Below are 23,315 nucleotides of genomic sequence, written 5' to 3' on the forward strand. Positions count from 1 at the left end.
CTCGGCCGGTGCGGTGTGATGTCGTCGACCAGCCCCCAGCGCAGCGCGAGCTCCGCGTCGATCGGCTCTCCGGTCAGCATCATCCATGCCGCCCGCCACCGGCCGATCCGCCGCGGCACGCTCACGGTGCCACCGGCGCCGGGGACCAGTCCCATCCCGATCTCGGGTAACAGGAAGTAGGCGTCCGGGTCGGCGACGACCCGGCCGGCGAAGGCCGACATCTCGATTCCCGCGCCGATGCAGGCACCGTGCACGTAGGCGGTAACCCGATCGCGCATCCGGTCGAGGATCCGCCACGGCGCCCGCTCGAGCCGCACCAGATAGGCCGCGACCAGGTCGGTCGCGACACCGAACTCGTCGAGATCTCCCCCACTGCAGAAGACCGGACCGGCACCACGCAACGCGACCTGCTCGATCGACGGATCGAGTTCGGCCAGCCGACATGCCTCGAGCAACGCTTCGCGTAACCGCATACTGAGCGCATTGCGACGCTCGGGGTTGTCGAGCACGATCGTCAGATTCTCGTCCGAACGCTCGATCCGAACCGGAGGCCGCGGCGACGCGGTCACCGGACGCACCGGGCGTCCGGCCCGCCACGCGGCGAACTCCGTACCGCCGAGCAGCATCGAGTATGCGGCCGCCTCCGCGGCCAGACCGGCCTCGATATCGGGAGTGGCCGTCTGGCGCAGCAGCCTGGCCAACGTCACGCTGGAGCGCGGATTCCGTCCCACCGCGGCCCGGAGCCCATCCAGGCTCGCGGCGATATCGTCGCGGGGGACGAGCTGGGGGTACGCACCCTGCACACCCGCGGCACCCGCCGTGGCGGTGCCCAGCGTCAGTGTGGTCGCCTCCAACAAACGCGCCAATTCGGGCGTCGGCTCGGATTCGAGTACACCGACCGTCAGCCGCAGAGTGCTCGCGACTGCCTGCGCCGTCCGCGCAATCCGGTCCGCGGGGGCATCGCGCCACTCGTCCAGCGCAATCTCCAGCACCGGCGACTCGGGATCTCCGGCCGCATTCAGCCCCAACTCCAGCTCGCCCCCGGCGAGCGACAATGCTTGCTCCACCCTTCGATCCTGGCACCCGGCCGACCCGGATCTCCGAACGGGGCGCAGCGCCGGAACCCGGGCGCACACCCATCTCACCCGGCCGCGCCACTCCCGGCTCCCGGTTACGCGAGCTCCTGGCCCGGCAGCTCGGTCCCGGCACAGGTACGGCAGGCGCACCACCTCGGCCCCGGGCCCAGGTCCGCACTCCGGCCGCCGGCGCCGACGCACAGCAGCTGCCGGGCGCCTCTGGTGCGAACCGGGACGATCGTGCGACGTACGGTAGCGAATGTGGCACTATCGAAAAGGTCCGGGCCGGCCGGGCAGGTGACGAATTCGGCGGAGCTGGCGGCGGCCTGTCGCGGTGACATTCCCGAGCTCACCAGGCGGTTGATGGCGGCGATCTTCACCGACGACCCGGAGTGGACCGACTATTCGGCCGTGACCCGCGCGGATCTGGAACACGGGTGCCGGCGGTTCCTCACCCGGGTGCTCGACCTGCTCGGCGACAAGGGCGCCGGCGCCGAAAACGACGATGTCGCCGCGGCGATCGGTGAACAGCGCGCCGGGCAGGGTGTGCCGCTCGAGGCGATGCAGCGCACCTTCCGCCTCGGTGGGCGCATCGTGTTCGAAGCACTGCTGGATCGTGCTGGGGCCATCACCCCCGCCGACTTCCGAGAGACCGGCACGGCCATGTGGGCGGTCATCGACGGGATGTCCTCGGCCCTGGTCACCGCGTACCGCGGTGCGGAACTGGATCGGGTCCGGCGCGACGAACGCCGCCGCCACGCCCTCATCGAAGATCTGCTGGCCGGACGCGCCCACGACGTACTGTTCGCGACCCGCGCGGCCCGCGAGCTGAATATTCCGGTGCACGGGGACTACCTGGTCGTCGTCGCCCGGGGCGACAGCCACCCGCTGCGGCTGGGCACCGAAACGGCACTGGCCGCGCACGGGATCCGCTCCGTCTGGCACGATCGCGGCGACTCCACGGTCGGTCTGGTCGCACTCGAGCACCACGGCGCCGACCAGGTGGCGAGGGCGCTGGAACCACTGGTCCGCGGCTGCGCCGCACTCTCGCCCACCATTGCCGGCCTGGCCGAGGCCGCCACCGGGCATCAACTCGCGGCCTTGACGCTCGACACCGCACCGGACGCGTCCCCGGGTGTCGTGGTCTCGTTGCACGACCGGTATTCCGAAGCGCTGCTGCTGCGCTCACCCGATCTGGCGCGGTTGCTGGTGCACCGGACCCTCGGACCGGTGCTCGGGCTCCCCGCGAAAGAACGCGGCGTTCTGATTCGGACCCTGACGGTGTGGCTGGCCGAGACCTGCTCGGCGGCCAATGCGGCACCACTGCTGCACTGTCACCGCAACACCGTGATCAACAGGCTCCAGCGGATCGCGACGCTGCTCGGCGCACCACTCGAGGGGCAGCGCCGGCTACTGGATCTGTCACTGGCCCTCATCGCACTGGAATTACTCGAAGCACAGGGCGAGATTGTGCACAGCGCCCAATCCTGAGCATCGTTTCCTGGGCGCCGGGAGAATTGCCGGTTCCCTCGCCACCGGCGAGACTCGAAACCTGATGACCCACAACCACAACCGGATTTCGGGTCGGTAATTCAGGACGAGGAGCACCACAAGTGCCGGAATTCGATCTACTGATCGTCGGCGGTGGACCGGGCGGCTATGTCGCTGCGATCCGCGCCGCCGCCCGCGGCCTACGCGTCGCGCTGGTGGACAAGGAACGCCCCGGCGGCGTCTGCCTGAACTGGGGCTGCATTCCCACCAAAGCCATGCTGCGTTCCGCCGAGGTCCTGCAGACCGTCCGTGCCGCAGCAGATTTCGGTATCCGGGCCGACAACGTCGGGTTCGACTTCACCGCCGTACGGGCACGCAAGGACGCCGTCGTCACCGACCTCACCACAGGCGTGGCGGGCCTACTGAAGGCCAACGGCGTGACCGTCGTCGAGGGCCACGCCCGGTTCATCGGCCCCACCACGGTCGAGGTGTTCGCCGCCGGCGGCTCGCCCGTCTTCGACGGCGGCCCCCGCTACGCCGCCGCGCCGATCGGCGAGCCGACCCGCACGATCGAGGCCGCCGACGTAATCATCGCGACCGGTTCGGTGCCGGCGCTGCTGCCGGTGCCCGGCGCCGACCTGCCCGGTGTCATCACCTCCGACGGCGCGTTCGGTCTCACCGAAGTACCCGAACGCCTGGTTGTGATCGGGGGCAGCGCGGTCGGCGCCGAATGGGCGAGCCTGTTCGCCACCTTCGGCGCCGCGGTGACCGTAGTCGAAATGCAGGAACGACTGGTTCCGTTGGAGGACGAGGAGATCGGCAACGCGCTGGGCCGGTCCTTCGGCAAACAGGGCATCACCGTGCTCACCGGGTCCACGGTCACCGGGGTCACGCAGGCCGGTGCGGCACTGCAGGTGGCTGTCGAGGGCCCGCAGCCACGAACGTTGGATGCGGATGTGGTCCTGGTCGGCGTCGGACGCCGCCCCAACACCGCCGACCTCGACCTCGAGAAGGCCGGAATCGCCACGGACGAGCGCGGTTTCATTCCCGTCGACGACCGACTACGGACCACGGTCGAGCACGTCCATGCCATCGGCGACGTGACCGGCAAGGCATTACTGGCCCACGTCGCCTCCCATCAGGGTTTGACCGCCGCCGATGTGATCGCCGGCCACCCCGCACGAATCGACTACACCGTGATTCCGGCGGCGACGTTCACGCATCCGGAGATCGCGAGCGTGGGACTGACCGAGGATGCCGCCCGTGCCGCCGGGCACGAGGTGATCACCGCCTCCTTCCCCTTCGCCGCGCTCGGCCGGGCAAAATCCTGCGGCGATACCGAGGGCTTCTGCAAGATCGTCGCGGGGGCACGGCACCAGGAAGTTCTCGGCGTGCACATCATCGGCCCCTCGGCCAGCGACCTGATCACCGAAGGCGCCCTGGCGATTTCACTCGAGGCGACGCTCGACGAACTCGCCGACACCATCCACGCCCACCCCACCCTCGGCGAGATCGGCATGGAGGCGGCCCTGACCGGGCTCGGCCTGCCGGTCCACATCCCGCCGCCCCGCAAGCGTTGAGGAGACCCCTCGTGACCACGAGCACCGCGCCCCGCAAACCCGCGCGCAAGGCGAACCGCCCGGCCACCGTGAAGGAGAAGGCGGCCACTGCCCCTCCAGCGCAATCAGCCCTGACCACCACCGATCCGGAGGTGCTGCGGGGCCTGTACCGCGACATGCTGTTCGTGCGGCGCTTCGAGGAGCGCACCGCACAGAGCTACCAGCAGGCCAAGATCGGCGGATACTGCCACCTGAATCTCGGCGAGGAGGCGACCGTGGTCGGCGTGGGTGCCGCGATGCGGCCCACCGACTATCTGTTCACCAATTACCGCGAGCACGGCTATGCGCTGGCCAAGGGCATCGAACCCGGCCGGGTGATGGCCGAGCTCTACGGTCGCTCCACCGGCACCTCCAAGGGCTGGGGCGGTTCGATGCACATGTACGACACCGAGGCACGGCTGCTGGGCGGCTACGCCATCGTGGGCGGTCAGGTCCCGCTGGCCGTCGGCGCCGCACTGGCCATCGACTACCGCGGTGACGACGACGTGGTGGTGTGCCAGATGGGCGAGGGCACCACCAATATCGGGGCCTTCCACGAATCGCTGAACATCGCCGCCCTGTGGCATCTGCCGATCGTCTTCCTGGTCGTCAACAACCAGACCGGAATGGGGACCACCGTCGACAAGTCCTCGGCCGAACCGGAGCTGTTCAAGCGCGCCTCCTCCTACCGGATGCGCGGTGAGCGCGTCGACGGGACCGATGTACTGGCCGTGCGCGACATCGCCGGTGAACTCATCGAACAAGCTCGGCACGACGGGAAACCGGCCCTGCTCGAGGCGGTCAGCTACCGCTTGAAAGGCCACTCCGTGGTCGACCCGGCCAAATACCGCAGCAGCGAGGCGGTGTCGGTCGCCCGGGACAACGACCCGATCGTGCGCTGGCATGCCGCCCTGCTCGAAGCCGGTGTGCTGACCGAGGATTCGGCCGCCGAGATCGAAGCGTCGGTCACCGCCGAGGTCGCTGCCGCGGTCGAATTCGCCGATGCCAGCCCGCATCCGGAGCCGTCGAGCCTGTTCGACTACAACTACGCCACCCCGGTCGCCGGCGATTCCCATCGCCTGCCCGCCGATCCGCTCTTCACCGTCTGAGGACCCCACCGTGCCAGTCATGACCTATCGCGAAGCGCTGCGCGAAACCCTGCGCGATCAGATGCGACGCGACGACGACATCTTCCTCATCGGTGAGGAGATCGGCGTCTTCGAAGGCTCCTACAAGATCACCGCCGGACTGCTCGACGAGTTCGGCGAGAAGCGGGTGCGCGACACCCCCATCGCCGAGGAAGGGTTCGTCGGCGCGGCCATCGGTGCCGCGATGCTGGGCCTGCGCCCGGTGGTGGAGATCATGACGATCAACTTCTCGCTCCTGGCGCTGGACCAGATCGTCAATCATGCCGCCAAGATCTACGGCATGTTCGGCGGCCAGACCAGCGTGCCCATGGTGATCCGCACCCCGGGCGGTGGCGGCCAGCAGCTCGGCGCCACTCATTCGCAGAACATCGAGCTCTACTACGCGTTCGTCCCCGGCCTGAAAGTCGTCGCACCCAGCACTCCCGCGGATGCCCGCGCCCTGCTCGCCGCGGCGATCGAAGACGACGACCCGGTGCTGTTCCTGGAGAATCTGGCGCTCTACAACACCAAAGGTGAAGTGCCGGACACTCTTCCGCGCGTCGAAATCGGCAAGGCCGCGGTGACCCGGCCCGGCACCGACATCACACTGATCGGCTACTCCCGGATGGCGACGGTGTGCACGCAGGTCGCCGAGCGCCTCGCCGGCGACGGGATCTCCGCGGAAGTGATCGATCTGCGAAGTCTGCGTCCGCTGGACCGCGACACGGTGGTGGCCTCGGTGCGGAAAACCGGGTGCGCGGTGGTCGGCGAGGACGACTGGCTCACCTACGGCATCGGCGCAGAGGTCGCGGCCTCCATCTCCGACGGTGCCTTCGACTATCTCGACGCGCCGGTCCGCCGGGTGGCGATGGCCGAGGTGCCGCTCCCCTACGCCAAACCGCTGGAGAAGCTGGCACTGCCGTCGGCCGATTCCCTCTACACGGCCGCGCTGGAAACCCTTGCCGCCCTGGGCAAGCGCCGCTGACACCGGATTCGGAGGACATCACAGTGCCTGAAATCACCATGCCCCGGCTGTCGGACACCATGGAAGACGGGGTGGTCGACAACTGGCTCAAGCAGGTCGGCGACACCGTCACCCGCGGCGAGGTCATCGCCGAAATCGAGACCGACAAAGCACTCATGGAACTCGAGGCCTACGACGACGGCGTTCTCGAGCAGATCATCGTCGAACCCGGCGTGCGCGTACCGATCGGCGAACCGATCGCGATCGTCGGCGACGGGTCCGGCGCTGCCGCGACCGCCGGTCCGGGATCGGGCTCCGCTGCGGCGCCGTCCCCTACCGCGCCGGACACCACGGCGGCTCGGCTCGGCGACGACACCGCACCGAGCGTGCCCGGCGGGCAATCGCCGGAGAGCGCGGCTGCCGGCACCCGCACGAAGTCCTCACCGCTGGCCCGCAAGATCGCCCGGGAACTGGGAATCGACATCGCGACGATCACCGGCACCGGTCCCGGCGGCCGCGTCACCCGTCGGGATGTCGAATCCGCCCACGAGACGGGCGCTTCCGCGTCGACCGCACCGGCACCGCCGGCAACGCCCGTACCGGCATCACCAGCGGCGCCCGCACCGGCGACCGGCCCCGCGCAGCCGGCGACCGGCGAGTACGACGAGGTTCCGCTGACCACCATTCAGCGCGTGTCGGCGACGCGGCTCACCGAAAGTAAGCAGCAGGCGCCGCACATCTATCTGACCAGCGCCATCGACGTCACCGAGCTGTTCACCTTCCGGGCCCAGGTCAACGAGACGCTCGCCGCCGCAGGAACAGGGAAGGTCAGCGTCAACGATCTGCTGGTCAAGGCCGTCGCGGTGGCCTTGCGGGCCGATCCCGCGGTCAATGTCTCCTTCGCCGGCGACACCGCCCGGCGCCATCACGGCGTCCATCTCGGCATCGCCGTGGCCACCCCCGCCGGTTTGCTGGTCCCGGTGGTGCGCGACGCCGACCGCAAGTCCGTGTCGGCCATCGCCGCCCAGACGCGGGAGCTGGCCGAGCGAGCCCGCGACCGGAAGCTGCGCAGCGAGGAGATGAGCGGCGCCACCTTCACCATCTCCAACCTCGGTATGTACGGCATCGAACATTTCACCGCCGTCATCAACCCGCCCGAAGGTGCGATCCTGGCGGTCGGCGCGGCTACCGACGAACTACGCCTCGACGACGACCGGGTCGTCAGCCGGAAGATCCTGCGCGTCACCATGTCCGCCGATCACCGCGTGATCGACGGCGCCGTCGCCGCACAATTCCTCGCCCGGTTGAAAGACCTGATCGAACACCCCCTGCGGATCGTGACCTGACGCCACCGCGTCGGTTCCGTCCGGTCGAGGCCGGGCGGCGGTATCGAGCACCCATCCGATCCGCCGCCCGCCTCACCTCCACCCCGCCCCGGATCACATCGCTGGGCCGCTGTCGTGGGCCTGTGCCCCACGGGCCCGAGCCTTCGGTATTATCAGTGATAATAAATATCATCTATGCGGCGCGGGGTGAGCTGCCGACATCGGCGGGAAGACCGAGCGGTACCGTGGAATTCTGGGAGGTGGCGACAACGTGGACAGCAGGACGGCCCGAGCCAAGCAGGAACGTCGGCGTGTGATCATGGCCGCGGCAGCGGGTCTGTTCGCCGCCTGCGGCTACCGGGCAGCGAGTATGGACGAAATCGCATGCCGGGCCGGGATCAGTAAACCGGTGCTGTACAAATCGTTTTCGAGCAAGCTGGAACTGTATCTGGCAGTGCTGCACGATGCGGTGCAGGTCCTGGGCGAAACACTCACCACCGCACTCGACCGTGCCGAGGATATGCGCTCGATCGTCGCGGCGACGGTGGCCGCGGTATTCGATTTCGCCGATATCCATCCTCGCGCCGCCGCACTGCTGGCCGGCGCCGGCGTGGCCGACGAGCCGTCGGCCCAGCACATCGCCCACCAGGCCGCGCAGATCTGCGCTACCGCTCTCGACCGCGCCCTGGCCCCCTACCCCTTCGCCCGTCCCGAACAGAACTGGCTGATCACCGCGGAACTGGTCGCGATCGCGCAATCGTGTGCCCAGGACTGGGCGATCACCGGTAAGCATCTGCGCAAGTCCGATGCCGTCGCCACCACCGTGAGCCTGTGCTGGGGCGGTCTGGCCGGTGTGCAGTTGACATCGACCCAGCCGGAGACAGACGCCCCCGCTCCGATATCCGGCGCCCGGTCCTAGTCCGCCGTCCCGTCGACTCTCGAAAGGGCCGATGTCGCGGTGCGTTCCGTCCGGCTCCTCGTACTCACCGTGCTGGTCGCGCTTGCGCTGGGGACGTGCGTGCCGGCACCGCCTCGGCCGGACGCACCCCGTACCGCGATATCGGTGCTCGGCGCGGCACCGCTCGAGTGTCTGAACTCTGCCTTCGCTCACTACGGCGATTCGGGCGCCGGCTGGACCGGCGGTGATTCCACCTGGTCGGCGCCACTGCCCGGTAACCGCGAGGTCTTCGCCTTCTCCGACACCTTCCTCGCTCCCGTCACCGCGCCGACTCGCCCACCAGGTGCCGGTTTCGTTCACAACTCGCTGGTTGTTCGCGGAGCCGACGGACGGATGTCGACCATCCTCGGCGGTGAGCACGACACGCCCGCCGCCGTCCTCGCAGCACCCGATGCGTCCCACTGGTTCTGGCTGGGTGCCGCCACTTACCTGGACGGGGCACTGCAGATTCCGCTCACCGAGTGGCGTGCGGCCGGGGCCGGGCCGCTCGATGCCGAGTTCGCCGGTTCGTCGCTGGCGCGGTTCGCCCCGGACGACCTGCATCACCCCGTATCGGTCACGCCGCTGCCACGGTCCCGGAACATCCAGTGGGGTCAGTGGGTCCAGCCGGACGGGGCGTGGACCTACCTCTACGGTGTCGAAACCGATCGCGGCGATCGCTATCTGCATATCGCCCGGGTCGCGGGTGGTGATCTCCGGGGACCGCTGTCGGTCTGGACGGGGCGCGGGTGGTCGCGCGACGTGGACGCCTCGGCCCGCATCACCTCGGGTGTCGGCGCCGAGTTCTCCGTTCATCGACTCCGTCCCGGTGCCTATGCGCTGATTTCCATGCGAGACGGCGGGATCGGCAGCGAGGTGACGGCGCGATTCGGCGCCTACCCCAGCGGTCCGTTCGGCCCCGCCGAAACGCTGTACCGAGCCCCGGAGGCCGGCAGCTCCGGCACCTATCGCGACGCCGACGTCTACGCCTACAACGCACACGCCCATCCGGAATTCTCCTCCCCCACACGGCTGGTCGTCTCATACAACGTCAACAGCCTGGACTCGGCCCCCGGCGGAGACGTGTACCGCGACACCGGCATCTACCGCCCCCGGTTCATCACCGTGGACCTGCACGACGAATACCACCCGGACTCCCCCGGCCGCCCCGCTCACCCCGCATGTCGATAAGAACGCGATCACGTTCGGGCACAGCTACATTCGTTGATCGGTGCCCGTGGGCGGTTGTTTGACGATACCGACGATATTTCCGGAGTTCATCGCGTACTGCATGCGTTGCACCCGGTCGCTGGAATTGCCCTCGATGGTGTGGATCGTGCCACCGTTCACCGAGTCGACGACCCCGATGTGGTCGGGGGTGCCGTCGCCCTCCCAGTCGAATACGATCAGATCGCCCGGCTGGGCTTGCGCGGCCCCGGCCTGCAAACCCATTGCGGCGGCGTCGTTCCAGACCGCGGGCACATAATCGAAGTCGGTCCAGGAGACGTCGTAACCGGCTTCGTTCCACAACCAACTGGTGAACGACGCACACCAGGCGCTGCCGTTGTTGTACGGCTTTTCGGCGAAGGCGTCGCTGGTCTCGCTGGTCCCGACTTCCCCTCGGGCCAGTGCGAGCATTTTGTCCACCGGCTCCTCCTTCGGGTCGGTGATCCGGTAACTGGCCGCACTGGCCTGCGGCGGCTGGTAAGGGTTGGTCGCCGCGGGCATCCCACCGTTGTTGTGGTCGTACCCTCGGGGGACGGCCGGTGCCGACCCTTGAATGTCACGGGCCTGGGTATCGATACCGTCCACCGCGGTGACGACTTCTTCGTGCACCCGGTCGGCCGCGTTCACCAGCGCCAGCAGCAGCGTGATCTCCGCGGCCGCGGAGAGGCGATAGACGTGGTCCGGACCTTCCGTCGGCGCCGGCGCATCCTCGAGCCTGCCCCGCAAGTCCCGGACGACGTCGGTGATGTTCTCGTAGGCACGGTTCGAGGTGCCGAAGGCGGCAACCTGAGAGTCGTTGATGGCATTGTTCTTCCGGTCGAGCTCGGCGGTCAGATCCTTCACTTCCTGCTGCCGGTCGGTGTACTTCTCGACCACGTCGGACCTGTTCTCGGGCCGGTCGAGGTCTCGCTCGCCGGGCAGTTTCCGGCGGTCGAGCCACAGCGTGAAGTCGGGCGCACTGCCCGGGTCCCCGGAAGCCAGCAGCAGTATCGACCGGTCGATGTGCTTCTCGACGGCGTCGATGACGGCATTCAGGCCCGCGCTGGCACCGGCCGGATGCGGCAGCGGGGCGATCTCCAGCCGCTCGACAGTGATCGGGCTCATCGGACCTACTCTCTGCGCCGGCCGTGCAGCCACGACAACCTGTACGAGGAGCGGTTGCGGGCAACCCGTTCCACACCTCAGTGCGTTGTAGCACGATTTTCGGACATTCCCGGCGCCGGGAAATGGCCGTCCGGCCGTTCGGGCGCCGGCTCGCCGCTATCGTGTGGCGTTTTCCACTATCCGCACGGTTTCCAGTGCGTCCCGCGGATCGACAGGGACGGGGCCTGCCCCGGCTACAGCGGCGGCCATCATGCGATAGAACGCCGGCCAATCTCCCGGCAGGGTGGGAATCGACCTGGTCTCGCCCGGTGTTCCCAGTCTTCCCCAGTGGTCGGATTCCACTGTGCCCCACGGCTCTCTGTCGCCCGGTCGCCGCCCGGCACGCAGCGCCTGCTCTTGCGGATCCATACCGTGGGTGAGGTAGGCGGCCTCGGAACCGAGAACACGGAATCGTGGGCCGGACTGTGCCGCGACGGCGCTCATCCACAGATGTGATCGGACCCCGCCGGCGTGGGTGAGGGCGAGGAAGGCGTCGTCGTCGGCCTCGACACCGGCGCGGCGGCGATCGCGTTCGCAGTACACGTCGACGACCGGACCGAACAGCGTCAACGCCTGGTCGACGAGGTGGCTGCCGAGATCGTAGAGACTGCCGGCCCCCTCATCGGTGGTTCCGAGTTCGCGCCAACTCCCTTTCGGCGTCGGCCGCCACCGCTCGAACCGGGACTCGAAGCGGTACACCTCGCCCAGGCTGCCGTCGGAAACTAGTTTCCGCACCGTGCGAAAATCACTGTCCCAGCGTCGATTCTGGAACACCGACAGCGGCAGCCCTGCCTTGTCGGCGGCGGCGATCACCTCCTCGGCGGCACCGGCGGTCACCGCGAACGGCTTGTCCACCACGACCGGAAGTCCGGCCGCGATCGCCCGCAACGCCAGCGACGCGTGGCTGCGGTTCGGCGCGGCGATGACCACCAGGCCGATGCCGGCCGGATCAGCGAACAATTCGTCCGGCGAACCGAAGATCCGCACCCCGGGGTGTTCCCGCCGCGCCCGTTCGCCGCGTTCCGCCGACGAGGTCACCACTGCCGCGACCCGCAGCGCGGGGTCGGCAGCGATCAGCGGGGCATGGAACACTTCGCCGGCGAGTCCGTACCCGACGACGGCAACTCCGATCTGGGACATTCGTGTAACTCCTCGGGATCGCAGGGGTGAGCGCTCACCGTTCGGCGACGGCTTCCTCGTACGCGCGCAGCGTCGATACGACCAGGGCACGCTGCTCCGGCGTCAACGGCCCCAACGCGGCGCGCCAGCCGCGATCGGCACCGCCGAGCCACGCCGCCACCGACGCGCGATGATCCGCTGCGATGGTGACGAGGGTTCGCCTGCGGTCGCTCTCGTCCGGCTGCCGATCCACGACACCCTGACGGCTCAGGTCGGCGACCATCAGACTCACGGTCGTGGGCGCCACCTGTAACCGCTGCGCCAGCTGATTCACCGTCAGCGGTCCATCGAACAGGACGTAGGTCAGTAACGACAGATGCCGTGGTGCCAGGTCGAAGGACCGCAGCGCCTCGGGAACCGGCAGGCGCTTGACCCGCCCGACCAGGCGTGGCATCAGCAGGACCAGGGCGCGAATACTCTCGTCGAGCGATACATCGGACTCGGTTGACATGACCTTTCTCCAGAATTATCTTTGCTCACAAAGCTATTATCGGCTCCGGTCCACATGATCCCACGTGAATCCCCCGTCCCACGCATCCTCTCGTGCCTCTCGAAGGGAGCGACATGAGCGCACCGACCGCGCGCCCTCGAGCGTTGACCATCGGACTGCATCCACGATCGATGGACTACAGCAATCACCCGCAGCTGACCGAGAAGGACCTGACGGCGCGGGTCGACGCCGCGAACGATGCCCTGCGTGACACCGAATTCGACATCACGCCGTATCTGGCCGGCACCTCACCGGAGGCAACCGAGACCGAGTTACGAAAACTGTTGGCCGGGCAGCAGTTCGATCTCATCATGATCGGCGGTGCGGTACGGGCACTACCCGAGCACACCCCGTTGTTCGAACGCATCGTCAACACCGTGGTCGAGGCCGCCCCGGGAATCACCTTCTGCTTCAACACCTCACCGGAAACCACCCTCGACGCGCTACGGCGCGTCCGTCCGCCTGCCTGATCAACCGCACTGTCGATCTCCACACCGAGACAGGACGGGCCCGGCAGCCGGCCCCGGAGGGCGCAGCGGTTCAGAACTTGCCGGTGTGATGTTCGATCCGATGGCCGAGCCGGGCCGCGAATTCGGTCACGAAGTCGTCGGACAGCGGCGGCCAGCCCCAGAAGTCGAAGGCGAGGGCGCCCAGTGCGAAGTTATCCGCCCAGTGCCATGCGGTGACGGGGCTCGGCGTGGAACAACCGGCACAGGTCACCGATCCGGTGCCGGTGCGCTTCCACGTGCCGATCGCATCCTGGAACGGCTGCCATACCGCGGGGTCGGCCTCCCATTCCTGCGGGTAGTCGATGATCACCGTGGCGTCCCCGCACTGCGGGCATTCCGCGGAGGCCGGTTCGATCCCGCCCTGGCCCGGATAGTGGTCGTGCCAGCCCACGATGACGGCGACGGGGCCCGGAATCCAGTCGTCGCCCCACTCGTGGGTGAGCTGCGGCCAGTCGGGGCCGGGCAGATACCCCTCGTCGACCTGGAGGCTGTACATCGCCTCCCGCGAGGTTGTCCGGAGCAGCCAGCGCTGCGCCACCATCCAATCGACAATGTGCTCGGCCAGTGCGTCCGCCTCGGCCGCGAGCACGTCCAGGTCGACGATGCGCTCGAAATGATCACCCACACGGGCATCCTGCCACCACGTGCGGGCCCGCGACGGCGGCAGCCGCCGGGGGCGAGCTCGCGCGGTCCGGGGACAGTAACGATGCCGTCCGCAAGTTGACGGAATCACCAGGTCGCAGCGAGGCCGTGCTGGGCCGTCCGGCCCGGGTTATCTCGTTGCACAGGAAGGCAATAACCCGTCACACGACGGCGGTTCATCCCGAGAAGGTAGATTGAGCAACCGTGACCAACACTTCCGGAGACGCGTATCCCCTCGCCGACGCGATGACCACCTCGGTCAGCGTGCACGACGATGCGACCGTGCTCACGGTGGCCGGCGAGGTCGACTTGGCGACCGCTCCCGCACTGGAGAATGCGATCGAGGCAACCCTCGGCGGCACACCCGAGGCGCTGATCATCGACCTGTTGCAGGTGAGCTTCCTGGCCTCGGCCGGGATGGCAGCACTCGTGGCCGCCCATCAGCGGGCCGGCAGCTCGACTCGTATCGTCCTCGTCGCCGAGGGCCCCGCCACCAGCAGACAGCTCAAACTGACCAACCTCGACCAGGTGTTCACCCTGCATCCCACACTCGACGCGGCGCTGGCATCGCTGCACCAGAGCTGACCACGCCGGTAGCCCCAGCCGTCGCACCGAGGCAACCGGCTGCGAGCCGCTACCGACAGCACGAATACGGCCGGTAGTCCGCATCGGACTACCGGCCGTGTCGTGTCGAGCCGTCGGACTCAGACCAGCTCGCGCAGCTGTTCGATCAGTTTCACGCGTTCGGGCGCGGTCGCGGCCAGCGGAACCACGTTCAGGACCGTCACACCGGCTTCCCGGAATGCCGCCACCCGCTCCTTCACGAACCCGGCCGAGCCGATCAGTGAGATATCGCGCACCAGATCGTCGGGGACCACCTTCGCGGCCTCCTCCTTCTTGCCGGCCAGGTACAGCTCCTGGATACGGTCGGCCTCGGCGCCGTAGCCGTATTTGGTGGCGAGGGTGTGATAGAAGTTCTTGCCCTTGGCGCCCATACCGCCGATGTAGAGGGCCAGATGTGGCTTCACGAATTCGCGCAGCGGTTCCACGTTGTCACCGATCGCCAGTGCCGGACCGGCGTACACATCCAGTGTCCCCAGTTCCGGATCGCGCTTCGCGGTACCGGCGGCCAGCGATTCGCCCCACACGTCCTGTGCCTTCTCCGGAAGAAAGAAGATCGGCTGCCAGCCCTCGGCGACCTCGGCGGCCAACTGGACATTCTTGGGTCCGAGCGCGGCCAGCAGCACCGGAATGCGGTCACGCACCGGATGATTGATCAGCTTCAGCGATTTACCCAGCCCGGTCCCCTGGCCCGCGGGCAGCGGGACGTTGTAGTACTTGCCCTGATGTTCCAGGCGTTCGCGGCGCCATACCTTGCGGCAGATCTCCACCACCTCGCGGGTGCGGCCGATCGGGGCGTCGTAGGGCACGCCGTGGAAACCTTCGATGACCTGGGGGCCCGAGGCGCCGAGGCCGAGGATGTAGCGGCCGTCGGAGACGTAGTCCAGACCCGCCGCGGTCATCGCGGTGAGGGTGGGGGTGCGGGTGTAGAGCTGGAGAATTCCCGAGGCCAGCTGCACCCGGTCGGTCTTGGCCGCGAGGTACCCCAGTCCGCTCACCGCGTCGTAGGAGTAGGCCTCGGGGACGAAGACGATGTCCAGGCCGGCCCGCTCCAGATCGGCGACCTCGGCCGCGACCTCCTTGAAGCCGCCCGCATAGTTGATGCCCAGCCCGATACGCATCTTATGCAACTCCATTCATATGCAACCAGTTGCATTCAGGGTAACGCACGCCACGCACCGCGCTCAAACCGCCGCACCCAGGCGCGCGTCCAGCCACCATCCTGCACACCGGCCGCACGGCACCCGCGACAGGGCCGCGCCACCCGGTCCGGTGCGACCCTCGCCGCCCGGTACGGTTATCGGCGTACCGCACGCCGATTCATCGAAACGGGAGGCCCCCCAGCATGTCCCAGGCAAGCGCATCGTCGCCGGAGACCACGACGTTCGCCGCTTCGACGATCGGCCGATACCTCGACGATCTCGCCGCGAAGATCCCCGCTCCCGGCGGTGGTGCGGTCGCCGCACTCCACGCCGCACAGGGAGCAGCCCTGGTCGCCATGGTCGCGCGCTACACCACCCGCGCCAAGGATGCCGACAACCGCCCGGCCGTCGACCGGATCATCGCGGCCGCCGACGCCGCCCGCACCCGGAGCCTGACCCTGGCCGACGAGGATGCCGCGGCGTTCACCGCGGTCGGTGCGGCATACAAGCTACCCAAGGACACCGACGAGCAGCTCACGGCCCGCAAGGCGGCGATCACCGCCGCCCTGCAGCAGGCCGCACGGGTGCCCGCCGCAGTGGTCGCCGAGGCGGACGAGGTCCTGTCGCTGGCCGCCGATCTGCTGCCGATCGGCAATCCGAATGTGGTCACCGATATCGGGGCCGCCGCGGACGCCGCACGCGCTGCCGCCGCCTCGTCGCAGCTCAATATCGCGATCAACGTGGGATCGCTCGACGACGAGAGTGCCGCAGAATTCGCCACGACACTGCGGCGCATCGACGAGATCTTCGCCCGCGCGGACTCACTGCACACCGAGGTCCTCGCCGCCGTCGTGGACTGATTCGGATACCACACCCTCGGTCGGATTTCGATTAGCCACGCCGTAGCGATCATCACGAAGCGGGAACTATTCCGGGGATCATGATCATCCGGAACTAGAATCGAGGTCTTGGACACGAACCACCTGAGGGGGTGGCGCCATGCGGAACATGATGCGTCATTTGTTCCTGGCATTCGGAATCGCACTACTGGCGGCCGTCACATCCGGTACGGCGGCCGCGGTGACGGTGGCCCCGCACCACACACCGATCACCTCGATCTCCCCCGGCGACGGAGCCGTGGTCGGCATCGCCCATCCGGTGACGGTTCGGTTCGGCGCACCGGTCACCGACCGTGCCCGCGCCGAACAATCCGTGCACGTCGGCCACCTGAACGGCACGTTCTCCTGGCGCAGCGACCGCGAACTGGTGTGGACCTCGAACGGCATGCTGCCGGCGAATACCGGGTTCACCGTGAGTGCCGGCGACACCCGGACCGAGTTCCGGACCAACGGCGGCACCACGGCCGACGCCGATATGTCGGCACACACGTTCACCGTGTTCGTACCCGGGCAGGCACCGCGCGTGATGCCGGCGTCGATGGGCAAGCCGGGCCGGGAAACCCCGGTGGGCACCTTCCCCGTCATGGAGAAGGACCGCACCATCGTCTTCGACTCCCGCACCATCGGGATCCCACTCGACGACCCGGAGGGGTATTACCTCACCGGCGAATTCGCCGAACGGCTCACCTCGGGCGGCGTCTTCGTGCATTCGGCACCGTGGTCGGTCGGTGACCAGGGCTATGCGAACGTCAGCCACGGCTGCATCAATCTCGCTCCGGGCGACGCGGAGTGGTACTACAACACTGTGAGTGTGGGCGATCCGGTGACCGCCCACTGGTGATCAGCGGGCGGCTTCGGCCGCCTCCACCACATGCCGCATCAGCAGCGCGGTGGTGACGGGCCCCACACCGCCGGGCACCGGACTCAGCGCCGCCGCGCGGCCCTGCACCGCCTCGGCGTCGACGTCACCGACGATGCCCCCGTCGGGCCCCTCGTTGGTGCCGACATCGATGACCACCGCGCCCTCGCGCACATGGTCACCGCCGATCAACCCCGCACGACCCACGGCCGCCACGACGATATCCGCGGTGGAGGTGACGCCGGGCAGGTCGGTGGTGCGCGAGTGACACACCGTCACCGTCGCGTTCTCGGCCAGCAAGAGCTGTGCCAGGGGTTTGCCGACCACATTGGAACGCCCGACCACGGCGACATGGCGTCCGGACAGGGCGATCTCGTGGTGTTTCGCCAACTCCACGACGGCTTGCGCGGTGGCCGGCGCGAAACCGGGCAGCCCGGCCGCCAGCAGCCCCAGCGACAGCGGACTCACACCGTCGACGTCCTTGGGCGCCGCGATGGACGGACTGACGTCGTCGAGGGCCACCCCGGCGGGTAACGGCGTCTGCAACATCACCGCATGCACGGCGGGATCCGCGCTGAGCACGGTCAGCGCCGACCGGATCTCGTCCGCACTCGCCGCCGGCCCGAGATCGTTGGTCTCGCACTCGATTCCGAGACGAGCGGCGGCACGCTGCAGCGAGCCCACATACCATCCGCTGGCCGGGTCGTCGTTGGCGACCACCAGTACCAGCCGCGGTGCGGCTCCGGATTCGGTGAGCGTGGCCGCACGTTGTTTCGTCTCGGCGTTGAGGTCGGCTGCGAGCTGTTTGCCGGTCAGCGAAATGGTGTCCACGACGTTCCACCCTATCGGCCGGGCGCGATCTGCCGACGCCCACCGTCACGGTCCGGGGCGCGAGTAGGACATGAAGAATTCGGGGCACGAGTAGGACAGCAGCAAATCCGGGGAGTGTGTTGCCTCGCCCCGTATGGTGGTCGAGGTTACCCATACCTACCGACCGTTAACCCCGATCCACCTCGCCGGAAAGGTACCGACTGCAGTGAACATCGCCAGACATGTGAAACAGCTTCTCGTCGCGGCCTCGGCCGCCACCCTGCTGGCCGGCCCGATCGCCACGACCGCGACCGCCGCCGAGGGCCCGGCACCGTTGTACAACTCGGCGCAGCAGAACTTCGTCGAGGGCGACGAGGCCGCCGGCCTGGCCGACCTGCGCGCGCTGCTCGACACCACCCCCGACGATGCACAGGCTCTGGCACTGCAGGGAATCTGGTCGGATTACACCGGCGACGTGATCACCCGCGAGAACGCCTTCAACCGGCTCGCGGCCATCGATCCGGAGATGGCGCAGGGTGCGCGCAACCTGATCGGCGCGATCGGTGCTGCTGTGGGCACCCTGCCCAATCCGCTGCCGGCGATCGCCGGACCGCAGACCGGCATCGCGGTACTCGGCTACGGCCTGCTCCCGGACGGGAGCCTGCGCCCGGAGCTGGTCAACCGCCTCACCGCGGCATGGCTGCAGGCGCTCGCGGCGCCGATGTCGCCGATCGTGGTTTCCGGCGGTAACCCGACCAACGGGGTCACCGAGGCGTCCGCCATGGCCGGCTGGCTGATCGGACGCGGCATCCCGGCCTCGCGCATCCTGGTCGAGGATCGCGCGACGTCGACCGTGCAGAACGCCCTGTTCAGCTCGAAGCTGTTGCACGATGCGGGAGCCACCAGCGCGATCGTGGTGACCTCGCCCAACCACATCCGGCGCGCAGTGGCCGACTTCATGGTCGCGGGTACGCACGTGGTCGGCGCCACCACGTCGCTGGATCAGCTGGTCTCGGAACTACCGCCGCCGAACAAGGCCGCCCAGCACAACATCTATGTCGACGCCACCCGCACCTTCCTCTTGCCCGCATCCCGCTGACGGCACACACCGAAAAGCCGGTTGACAGCACACCGACAATGATTCGGTGATCGACTCTCCCGCATCCGGTGCCGGATACGACAATGCCGCCTCCGGTACCGGCGAGGTGGACCCCGTCGTCGCAGCCCTGCGCGGTGCCGGATGTGTGTTCGCCGAGGAGGAGGCCGCACTGTTACGGGAAGCAGCCCCCTCCTCCGGCGCGCTGCAGCGGCTGGTCGCTCAGCGCGTCGACGGTGAACCTCTCGAATACCTGCTGGGCTGGGCCGAGTTCCGGGGCCTGCGGGTCGGCGTCGACCCCGGGGTTTTCGTGCCCCGGCAACGGACCGCCTTCCTCGTCGACGAGGCCGTGGCGGCGACCGCCGCCGGACCGGGCGCGCACCGTACGGTGGTCGATCTGTGTTGTGGCTCGGGCGCCCTGGGACTGGCGGCGGCCGGCTCGCTGCGCGCGAACGGCGCCACCGTGGATCTGGTGGCCGCCGACATCGATGTCGCGGCCGTGGCCTGTGCCCGGCGCAATCTGGAACCGGTGGGGGGCGAAGTCTTTCACGGCGACCTGTGCTCCGCGCTACCGGATGCACTGCTCGGCCACATCGACCTGCTGCTCGCCAACACCCCGTACGTGCCGACGGCAATGATCGCCCACATGCCACCCGAGGCGCGCGACCACGAACCACGGACCGCACTCGACGGCGGGGCCGACGGGCTGGATGTGCTGCGCCGGCTCGCCGGCCAGGCCGCACGACAGCTCGCTCCCGGAGGGGTGCTCTTGGTCGAGATCAGCACTGCACAAAGAGATTCCGCGGCGGCGATCGTCGCGGCGGCCGGTCTGCTCCCCTCGGTCGCGTACTCCCCCGAATACGATGCCACGGTGCTGCACGGTGCGCGTCGGACCATCGACGCACCCACGCCCCGCAGGTAGGCGCGCCACCGGCCGCCTCGACGCCGAGCACGCCCCCGCACGATTCCCGACGGCTCGGACCTGCTGATCGGTCGCGACAGCACCCGGTTCGCTCACACTGCACAGGGTGTACCAGGAGCAATGCGCCGACCGCTACCATGGCCGATTGTGGAGCAGCAGCGCTATGTACGCCGTTCGGGCCGGGTCATTCTCGCCGACTCCGACGATCGGATCCTGCTGCTCTGTTTTCGCGGCACTCTCGACCCGCTGTTCTGGATCACGCCGGGCGGTGGACTCGACCCGGACGAATCACCTGCGGAGGCGGCCGCGCGTGAACTCGGCGAGGAAACCGGGGTGCGGGTCACCGCCGCCGGCCTCGGCCCGCAGATCGCGGTCGCTGCCGGACATCTCGATATACCCGGCTGGTTGTCGGGAGTGTTCCGCGAGGACTACTTCTTTCACCGGCTGCCGAGTGCGGCCGCGACGGTCGACACCAGTGGACTGTTGCGCTACGAAAGCGACGCCATCCACGAATACCGCTGGTGGAGTACAGAAGAACTCGCCACGACCGACCAGACGGTGTACCCCCTAGGCCTCGCCGGCCTGCTCGGCGACCTCCTCGAAGGCCGGATACCGGAGCAACCGGTCACCCTGCCCTGGCGTTAGCGGCCACCCCGGAGCGGCGAATCATGCTCAGCGCCCGGTGAATTCGTCCATCGAGTGATACACACCGACCTTGTTCAGGTAGAAGTCACGCAGTTTCAGTGGCAGCAGTCCGGTGATGGCGCGGTTGAATCGTGAGGTCCACGGCAGCACCACCAACGCCTTCCCCTGCTTCATGGCGCCCCACGCGGTATCGACGACGTCTTCCTGTTCCAGGATCGGGGTGAACCAGAATCCCTTGGCGCCGTTGAACATTCCGGTGTTGATGTAGGTCGGGCAGACCGTGGTGACCTGCACGTGCTCATTGCCGGACTGTTCGAGTTCCAGACGTACCGAATCCGACCAGCCCAGCGCGGCCCACTTGGACGCGGCATAGACACTCATGCGTGGATTGGCGACCAGCGCCGCCGAGGAGGCGATGTTGAGCATCCGCCCCGGGGTCCTGCGCTCGACCATGCCGGGCAGAAATTCCAACGCGACATACATCGGCGCGAGCGCATTGATCGCCATCGTCTTGTCGATGTTGCCGCGCTCGCGGGTCTCCCAGAAATAGCTGTTGCCACGCACGATCCCGGCATTGTTGACCAGGACATCGATGCCGCCGATCGCGTCACGCACCGCGGTACCCGCTGCGGCGATCGACTGCTGGTCGGAGACATCGACAACGTGGTGGTGCACCCGGGTCGCGGTCCCCGCCGGCAACTCCGCCGCGGTCTCGCGCAGCGCGAGCTCGTTGATATCCCACAGCACGACTTCGGCGGCCTGTTCGCGTACCGCGCGCTGGGCGAAGGATTTCCCCAGGCCCATCGCGGCACCGGTGATCAGCACTCTCTTCCCCGCGACCGTATCCATTCCGTTCCCTTTCCCGAATGCCCGAGCGGGCGAGATCACTTCTGTCGCAGTGCCTTCATCACACCGAAATACAGTGTCATCGTCTTGGCCCACATCGACTCCGACATGCCGGGCAGCGGTGCGATCGGCACCCCACGCTGCACGGCGATGGTCTGGGTATCGACATATTTCAGCAGGCCCTCGGGCCCGTGACGGCGGCCGGTGCCCGAGATGCCGAGCCCGCCCGAGGGGGCCGCGACACTGCCCCACGCCGCGATGAACCCTTCGTTCACATTGACCGAGCCGGCTCGCACCCGCGCGGCGACCTTGCGTGCCCGCGCGGTATCGCGACTCCACACACTGGCATTGAGCCCATAGGGGGTGTCATTGGCCTGCTCGACGGCCTCGTCGTCACTGTGCACCCGGTACACCGACACCACCGGGCCGAAGGTCTCCTCGCGGTGGACGGTCATACCCGCGCGCACTCCCTCGAGGACGGTGGGTTCGTAGAAGTACGGGCCCAGATCCGGACGGGCACGGCCACCGGCCAGGACGGTGGCGCCCTTGGCGACCGCATCCTCGACATGGGCGGTGACGGTGTCGAGCTGCCGTGGGAAGGTGAGCGACCCCATCTCGTAGGAATAGTCCAGGTCCGAGCCGAGCCGCACCGACTTCGTCGCCGCGGTGAACGCCGTGACGAAACGGTCGTAGACACCGTCGTGGACATAGATGCGCTCGATGGATTCACACAGCTGCCCGGCCGAGGCGAAGCACGCGCGCACCGCGATCCGCGCCGCCGCGTCGACATCGGCGTCGCCGAGCACCAGCAACGGATTCTTGCCTCCCAGTTCCAGGGAGCACCCGATCAGCCGCTCGCCGGCCTGCCGGCCGATGGTGCGGCCGGTAGCGCTGGAGCCGGTGTAGTCGACATAGTCGGCCCGTGCGATCACCTCGCCACCGATCACCGAACCGCGGCCCAGCACCGCCTGCCACAAGCCCGCGGGGAGGCCGGCGCGTTCGGCGGCGTCGATCGCCCACAGTGCGGTCAGCGCAGTCTGGTTGTCGGGCCGTGCCACGACCGCGTTGCCGGCCACCAGGGCGGGCAGCGCGTCGGAGGCGGCGAGTGCGAGCGGATAGTTCCACGGCGAGATCACCGCGACCACGCCCTTGGGCCGGTGGTGGACCTCGACCTTGGTGAGCACCGGCATCACACCGCGCGGTGAGCGCGGGGACAGCAACCGCGCCGCCTCCGTCGCGTAGTAGCGGGCGTTGACCGCGACGTCGCCCACCTCGTCGAAGGCGTGCACGCGAGACTTGCCCGCCTCGGTCTGCACGATGTCGAGGATGGTGCCCTGTTCGGCCAACACCAGATCGTGGAACCGGCGCAGCACCGCCATGCGCTCACGCACCGGCACCGCGGCCCACCGGCGCTGGGCGGCGCGCGCGGTGACGAAGGCGGCATCGATATCGGAAAGCGAGGACTGCGGCAGGTCGGCGATCTTCGCGCCGGTGGCCGGTGCGAACACGGGCACCGATTCGGCACCACCGGCCCGGGCACGCGCCAGCAGGCGTTCCACCAGATCTCGCGGCAGCGCGGAGGTCGTGGCCAGGTGCGGGGCGGTCGTCATGGTCGGCCCTCTCGATCGGCGGCCGTTCAACTCGATGCGGCGCCGAGTGCTGCCACACGGAATTTGTTGAACACCGGTGTTAGATTAACAGTGATGTTAGATTAAATGGGCGAAGCCGGGCGCTGTCAAGTCCGTCACCACCGATCAGGGAGATGCC

The 23,315-nt window shown here is 68.3% G+C and carries 22 protein-coding genes and 1 pseudogene; 14 read left to right on the forward strand and 9 right to left on the reverse strand.

From position 1 onward, the window contains the following. Positions 1-1,067 (reverse strand): enoyl-CoA hydratase/isomerase family protein (locus NV2_RS15595; RefSeq protein WP_245662617.1); only part of this gene is annotated, 1,067 nt, incomplete at its 3' end. A gap of 270 nt (positions 1,068-1,337) precedes the next feature. Here NV2_RS15595 and NV2_RS15600 point away from each other — a divergent pair. The 7 genes and pseudogenes from NV2_RS15600 (at position 1,338) to NV2_RS15630 (ending at position 9,709) form a co-directional block, all read left to right on the forward strand. Further along, the gene (locus tag NV2_RS15600; protein ID WP_067874525.1) at positions 1,338-2,567 is read left to right on the forward strand and encodes a PucR family transcriptional regulator; all 1,230 of its coding nucleotides are present in this window, start codon (positions 1,338-1,340) and stop codon (positions 2,565-2,567) included. 122 nt (positions 2,568-2,689) lie between these two features. Next, on the forward strand, positions 2,690-4,147 hold the full coding sequence (lpdA, locus tag NV2_RS15605) for a dihydrolipoyl dehydrogenase (protein ID WP_067874057.1): 1,458 nt from the start codon (positions 2,690-2,692) through the stop codon (positions 4,145-4,147). An 11-nt stretch (positions 4,148-4,158) separates the two neighbouring features. Then, positions 4,159-5,274 carry a pyruvate dehydrogenase (acetyl-transferring) E1 component subunit alpha gene (pdhA, locus tag NV2_RS15610; RefSeq protein ID WP_084474794.1) on the forward strand — a complete coding sequence of 372 codons (1,116 nt, stop codon included), beginning with the start codon at positions 4,159-4,161 and terminating at the stop codon, positions 5,272-5,274. A gap of 19 nt (positions 5,275-5,293) precedes the next feature. Beyond that, on the forward strand, positions 5,294-6,277 hold the full coding sequence (locus NV2_RS15615; protein ID WP_210749547.1) for an alpha-ketoacid dehydrogenase subunit beta: 984 nt from the start codon (positions 5,294-5,296) through the stop codon (positions 6,275-6,277). Between the two features lie 23 nt (positions 6,278-6,300). Further along, positions 6,301-7,602, forward strand: a complete 1,302-nt coding sequence (locus tag NV2_RS15620) for a dihydrolipoamide acetyltransferase family protein (protein WP_174550598.1) — start codon at positions 6,301-6,303, stop codon at positions 7,600-7,602. 325 nt (positions 7,603-7,927) lie between these two features. Next, positions 7,928-8,054, forward strand: a pseudogene (locus tag NV2_RS32970) (TetR/AcrR family transcriptional regulator); the annotation flags it as partial. Between the two features lie 485 nt (positions 8,055-8,539). After that, complete coding sequence (locus NV2_RS15630; protein WP_067874071.1) at positions 8,540-9,709, forward strand: DUF5005 domain-containing protein; 1,170 nt, start codon at positions 8,540-8,542, stop codon at positions 9,707-9,709. Between the two features lie 24 nt (positions 9,710-9,733). Here the strand turns inward: NV2_RS15630 and NV2_RS15635 are convergent, their stop codons facing one another. The 3 genes from NV2_RS15635 to NV2_RS15645 form a co-directional block, all read right to left on the reverse strand. Further along, a complete protein-coding gene (locus NV2_RS15635) occupies positions 9,734-10,849 on the reverse strand; it encodes a C40 family peptidase (RefSeq protein WP_067874074.1) in 1,116 nt (371 codons plus the stop codon). Positions 10,850-11,005: 156 nt separating this feature from the next. Beyond that, complete coding sequence (locus NV2_RS15640; RefSeq protein WP_067874077.1) at positions 11,006-12,028, reverse strand: Gfo/Idh/MocA family protein; 1,023 nt, start codon at positions 12,026-12,028, stop codon at positions 11,006-11,008. A gap of 34 nt (positions 12,029-12,062) precedes the next feature. Beyond that, positions 12,063-12,518, reverse strand: a complete 456-nt coding sequence (locus NV2_RS15645; protein WP_067874080.1) for a MarR family winged helix-turn-helix transcriptional regulator — start codon at positions 12,516-12,518, stop codon at positions 12,063-12,065. A gap of 113 nt (positions 12,519-12,631) precedes the next feature. Between NV2_RS15645 and NV2_RS15650 the strand changes: the two genes are divergently transcribed. Beyond that, complete coding sequence (locus NV2_RS15650) at positions 12,632-13,027, forward strand: hypothetical protein (RefSeq protein WP_067874083.1); 396 nt, start codon at positions 12,632-12,634, stop codon at positions 13,025-13,027. A gap of 70 nt (positions 13,028-13,097) precedes the next feature. Here NV2_RS15650 and NV2_RS15655 read toward each other — a convergent pair whose 3' ends face one another. After that, the gene (locus NV2_RS15655; protein WP_067874085.1) at positions 13,098-13,691 is read right to left on the reverse strand and encodes a hypothetical protein; all 594 of its coding nucleotides are present in this window, start codon (positions 13,689-13,691) and stop codon (positions 13,098-13,100) included. A 263-nt stretch (positions 13,692-13,954) separates the two neighbouring features. Between NV2_RS15655 and NV2_RS15660 the strand changes: the two genes are divergently transcribed. Further along, positions 13,955-14,293: an STAS domain-containing protein gene (locus NV2_RS15660; RefSeq protein WP_067874528.1), complete on the forward strand. Its 339-nt coding sequence runs from the start codon at positions 13,955-13,957 to the stop codon at positions 14,291-14,293. 119 nt (positions 14,294-14,412) lie between these two features. Here the strand turns inward: NV2_RS15660 and NV2_RS15665 are convergent, their stop codons facing one another. Then, positions 14,413-15,450: an LLM class F420-dependent oxidoreductase gene (locus NV2_RS15665; RefSeq protein ID WP_067874531.1), complete on the reverse strand. Its 1,038-nt coding sequence runs from the start codon at positions 15,448-15,450 to the stop codon at positions 14,413-14,415. Between the two features lie 224 nt (positions 15,451-15,674). On the opposite strand from NV2_RS15665, the gene NV2_RS15670 reads away from it, so the two are divergent. Next, on the forward strand, positions 15,675-16,331 hold the full coding sequence (locus NV2_RS15670) for a cyclodeaminase/cyclohydrolase family protein (RefSeq protein WP_067874088.1): 657 nt from the start codon (positions 15,675-15,677) through the stop codon (positions 16,329-16,331). Positions 16,332-16,479: 148 nt separating this feature from the next. Continuing rightward, a complete protein-coding gene (locus NV2_RS15675; RefSeq protein ID WP_307613566.1) occupies positions 16,480-17,211 on the forward strand; it encodes a L,D-transpeptidase in 732 nt (243 codons plus the stop codon). Here NV2_RS15675 and NV2_RS15680 read toward each other — a convergent pair whose 3' ends face one another. Beyond that, entirely contained in the window at positions 17,212-18,060 is an 849-nt protein-coding gene (locus tag NV2_RS15680; protein WP_067874093.1) for a bifunctional 5,10-methylenetetrahydrofolate dehydrogenase/5,10-methenyltetrahydrofolate cyclohydrolase, read from the reverse strand. Between the two features lie 205 nt (positions 18,061-18,265). Between NV2_RS15680 and NV2_RS15685 the strand changes: the two genes are divergently transcribed. The 3 genes from NV2_RS15685 to NV2_RS15695 all read left to right on the forward strand — a co-directional run bounded on the left by NV2_RS15685 (position 18,266) and on the right by NV2_RS15695 (position 20,702). Further along, positions 18,266-19,138: a YdcF family protein gene (locus tag NV2_RS15685; protein WP_067874096.1), complete on the forward strand. Its 873-nt coding sequence runs from the start codon at positions 18,266-18,268 to the stop codon at positions 19,136-19,138. Between the two features lie 106 nt (positions 19,139-19,244). Next, positions 19,245-20,057, forward strand: coding sequence for a putative protein N(5)-glutamine methyltransferase (locus NV2_RS15690; RefSeq protein WP_067874534.1), 813 nt, complete (start codon positions 19,245-19,247; stop codon positions 20,055-20,057). 147 nt (positions 20,058-20,204) lie between these two features. Continuing rightward, positions 20,205-20,702: an NUDIX hydrolase gene (locus NV2_RS15695; protein WP_210749546.1), complete on the forward strand. Its 498-nt coding sequence runs from the start codon at positions 20,205-20,207 to the stop codon at positions 20,700-20,702. 27 nt (positions 20,703-20,729) lie between these two features. Here NV2_RS15695 and NV2_RS15700 read toward each other — a convergent pair whose 3' ends face one another. Both NV2_RS15700 and NV2_RS15705 read right to left on the reverse strand, forming a co-directional pair. Continuing rightward, positions 20,730-21,551 (reverse strand): SDR family NAD(P)-dependent oxidoreductase, encoded by an 822-nt coding sequence (locus NV2_RS15700; protein WP_067874536.1) that lies wholly within the window; start codon positions 21,549-21,551, stop codon positions 20,730-20,732. Positions 21,552-21,586: 35 nt separating this feature from the next. Then, positions 21,587-23,158, reverse strand: a complete 1,572-nt coding sequence (locus tag NV2_RS15705; RefSeq protein ID WP_067874102.1) for a succinic semialdehyde dehydrogenase — start codon at positions 23,156-23,158, stop codon at positions 21,587-21,589. Between the last annotated feature and the right edge of the window lie 157 nt (positions 23,159-23,315).

It is taken from the genome of Nocardia vermiculata NBRC 100427 (genome assembly GCF_001613265.1).
GTDB lineage: Bacteria > Actinomycetota > Actinomycetes > Mycobacteriales > Mycobacteriaceae > Nocardia > Nocardia vermiculata.

Bases quoted from the DNA above. Each gene is read 5' to 3' on its own strand.
- NV2_RS15615 (WP_210749547.1), top strand. From the start codon at position 5,294: ATGACCTATCGCGAAGCGCTGCGCGAAACCCTGCGCGATCAGATGCGA.
- NV2_RS15635 (WP_067874074.1), bottom strand. From the start codon at position 10,849: ATGAGCCCGATCACTGTCGAGCGGCTGGAGATCGCCCCGCTGCCGCAT.
- NV2_RS15640 (WP_067874077.1), bottom strand. From the start codon at position 12,028: ATGTCCCAGATCGGAGTTGCCGTCGTCGGGTACGGACTCGCCGGCGAA.
- NV2_RS15645 (WP_067874080.1), bottom strand. From the start codon at position 12,518: ATGTCAACCGAGTCCGATGTATCGCTCGACGAGAGTATTCGCGCCCTG.
- NV2_RS15650 (WP_067874083.1), top strand. From the start codon at position 12,632: ATGAGCGCACCGACCGCGCGCCCTCGAGCGTTGACCATCGGACTGCAT.
- NV2_RS15660 (WP_067874528.1), top strand. From the start codon at position 13,955: ATGACCACCTCGGTCAGCGTGCACGACGATGCGACCGTGCTCACGGTG.
- NV2_RS15665 (WP_067874531.1), bottom strand. From the start codon at position 15,450: ATGCGTATCGGGCTGGGCATCAACTATGCGGGCGGCTTCAAGGAGGTC.
- NV2_RS15670 (WP_067874088.1), top strand. From the start codon at position 15,675: ATGTCCCAGGCAAGCGCATCGTCGCCGGAGACCACGACGTTCGCCGCT.
- NV2_RS15675 (WP_307613566.1), top strand. From the start codon at position 16,480: ATGATGCGTCATTTGTTCCTGGCATTCGGAATCGCACTACTGGCGGCC.
- NV2_RS15700 (WP_067874536.1), bottom strand. From the start codon at position 21,551: ATGGATACGGTCGCGGGGAAGAGAGTGCTGATCACCGGTGCCGCGATG.
- NV2_RS15705 (WP_067874102.1), bottom strand. From the start codon at position 23,158: ATGACGACCGCCCCGCACCTGGCCACGACCTCCGCGCTGCCGCGAGAT.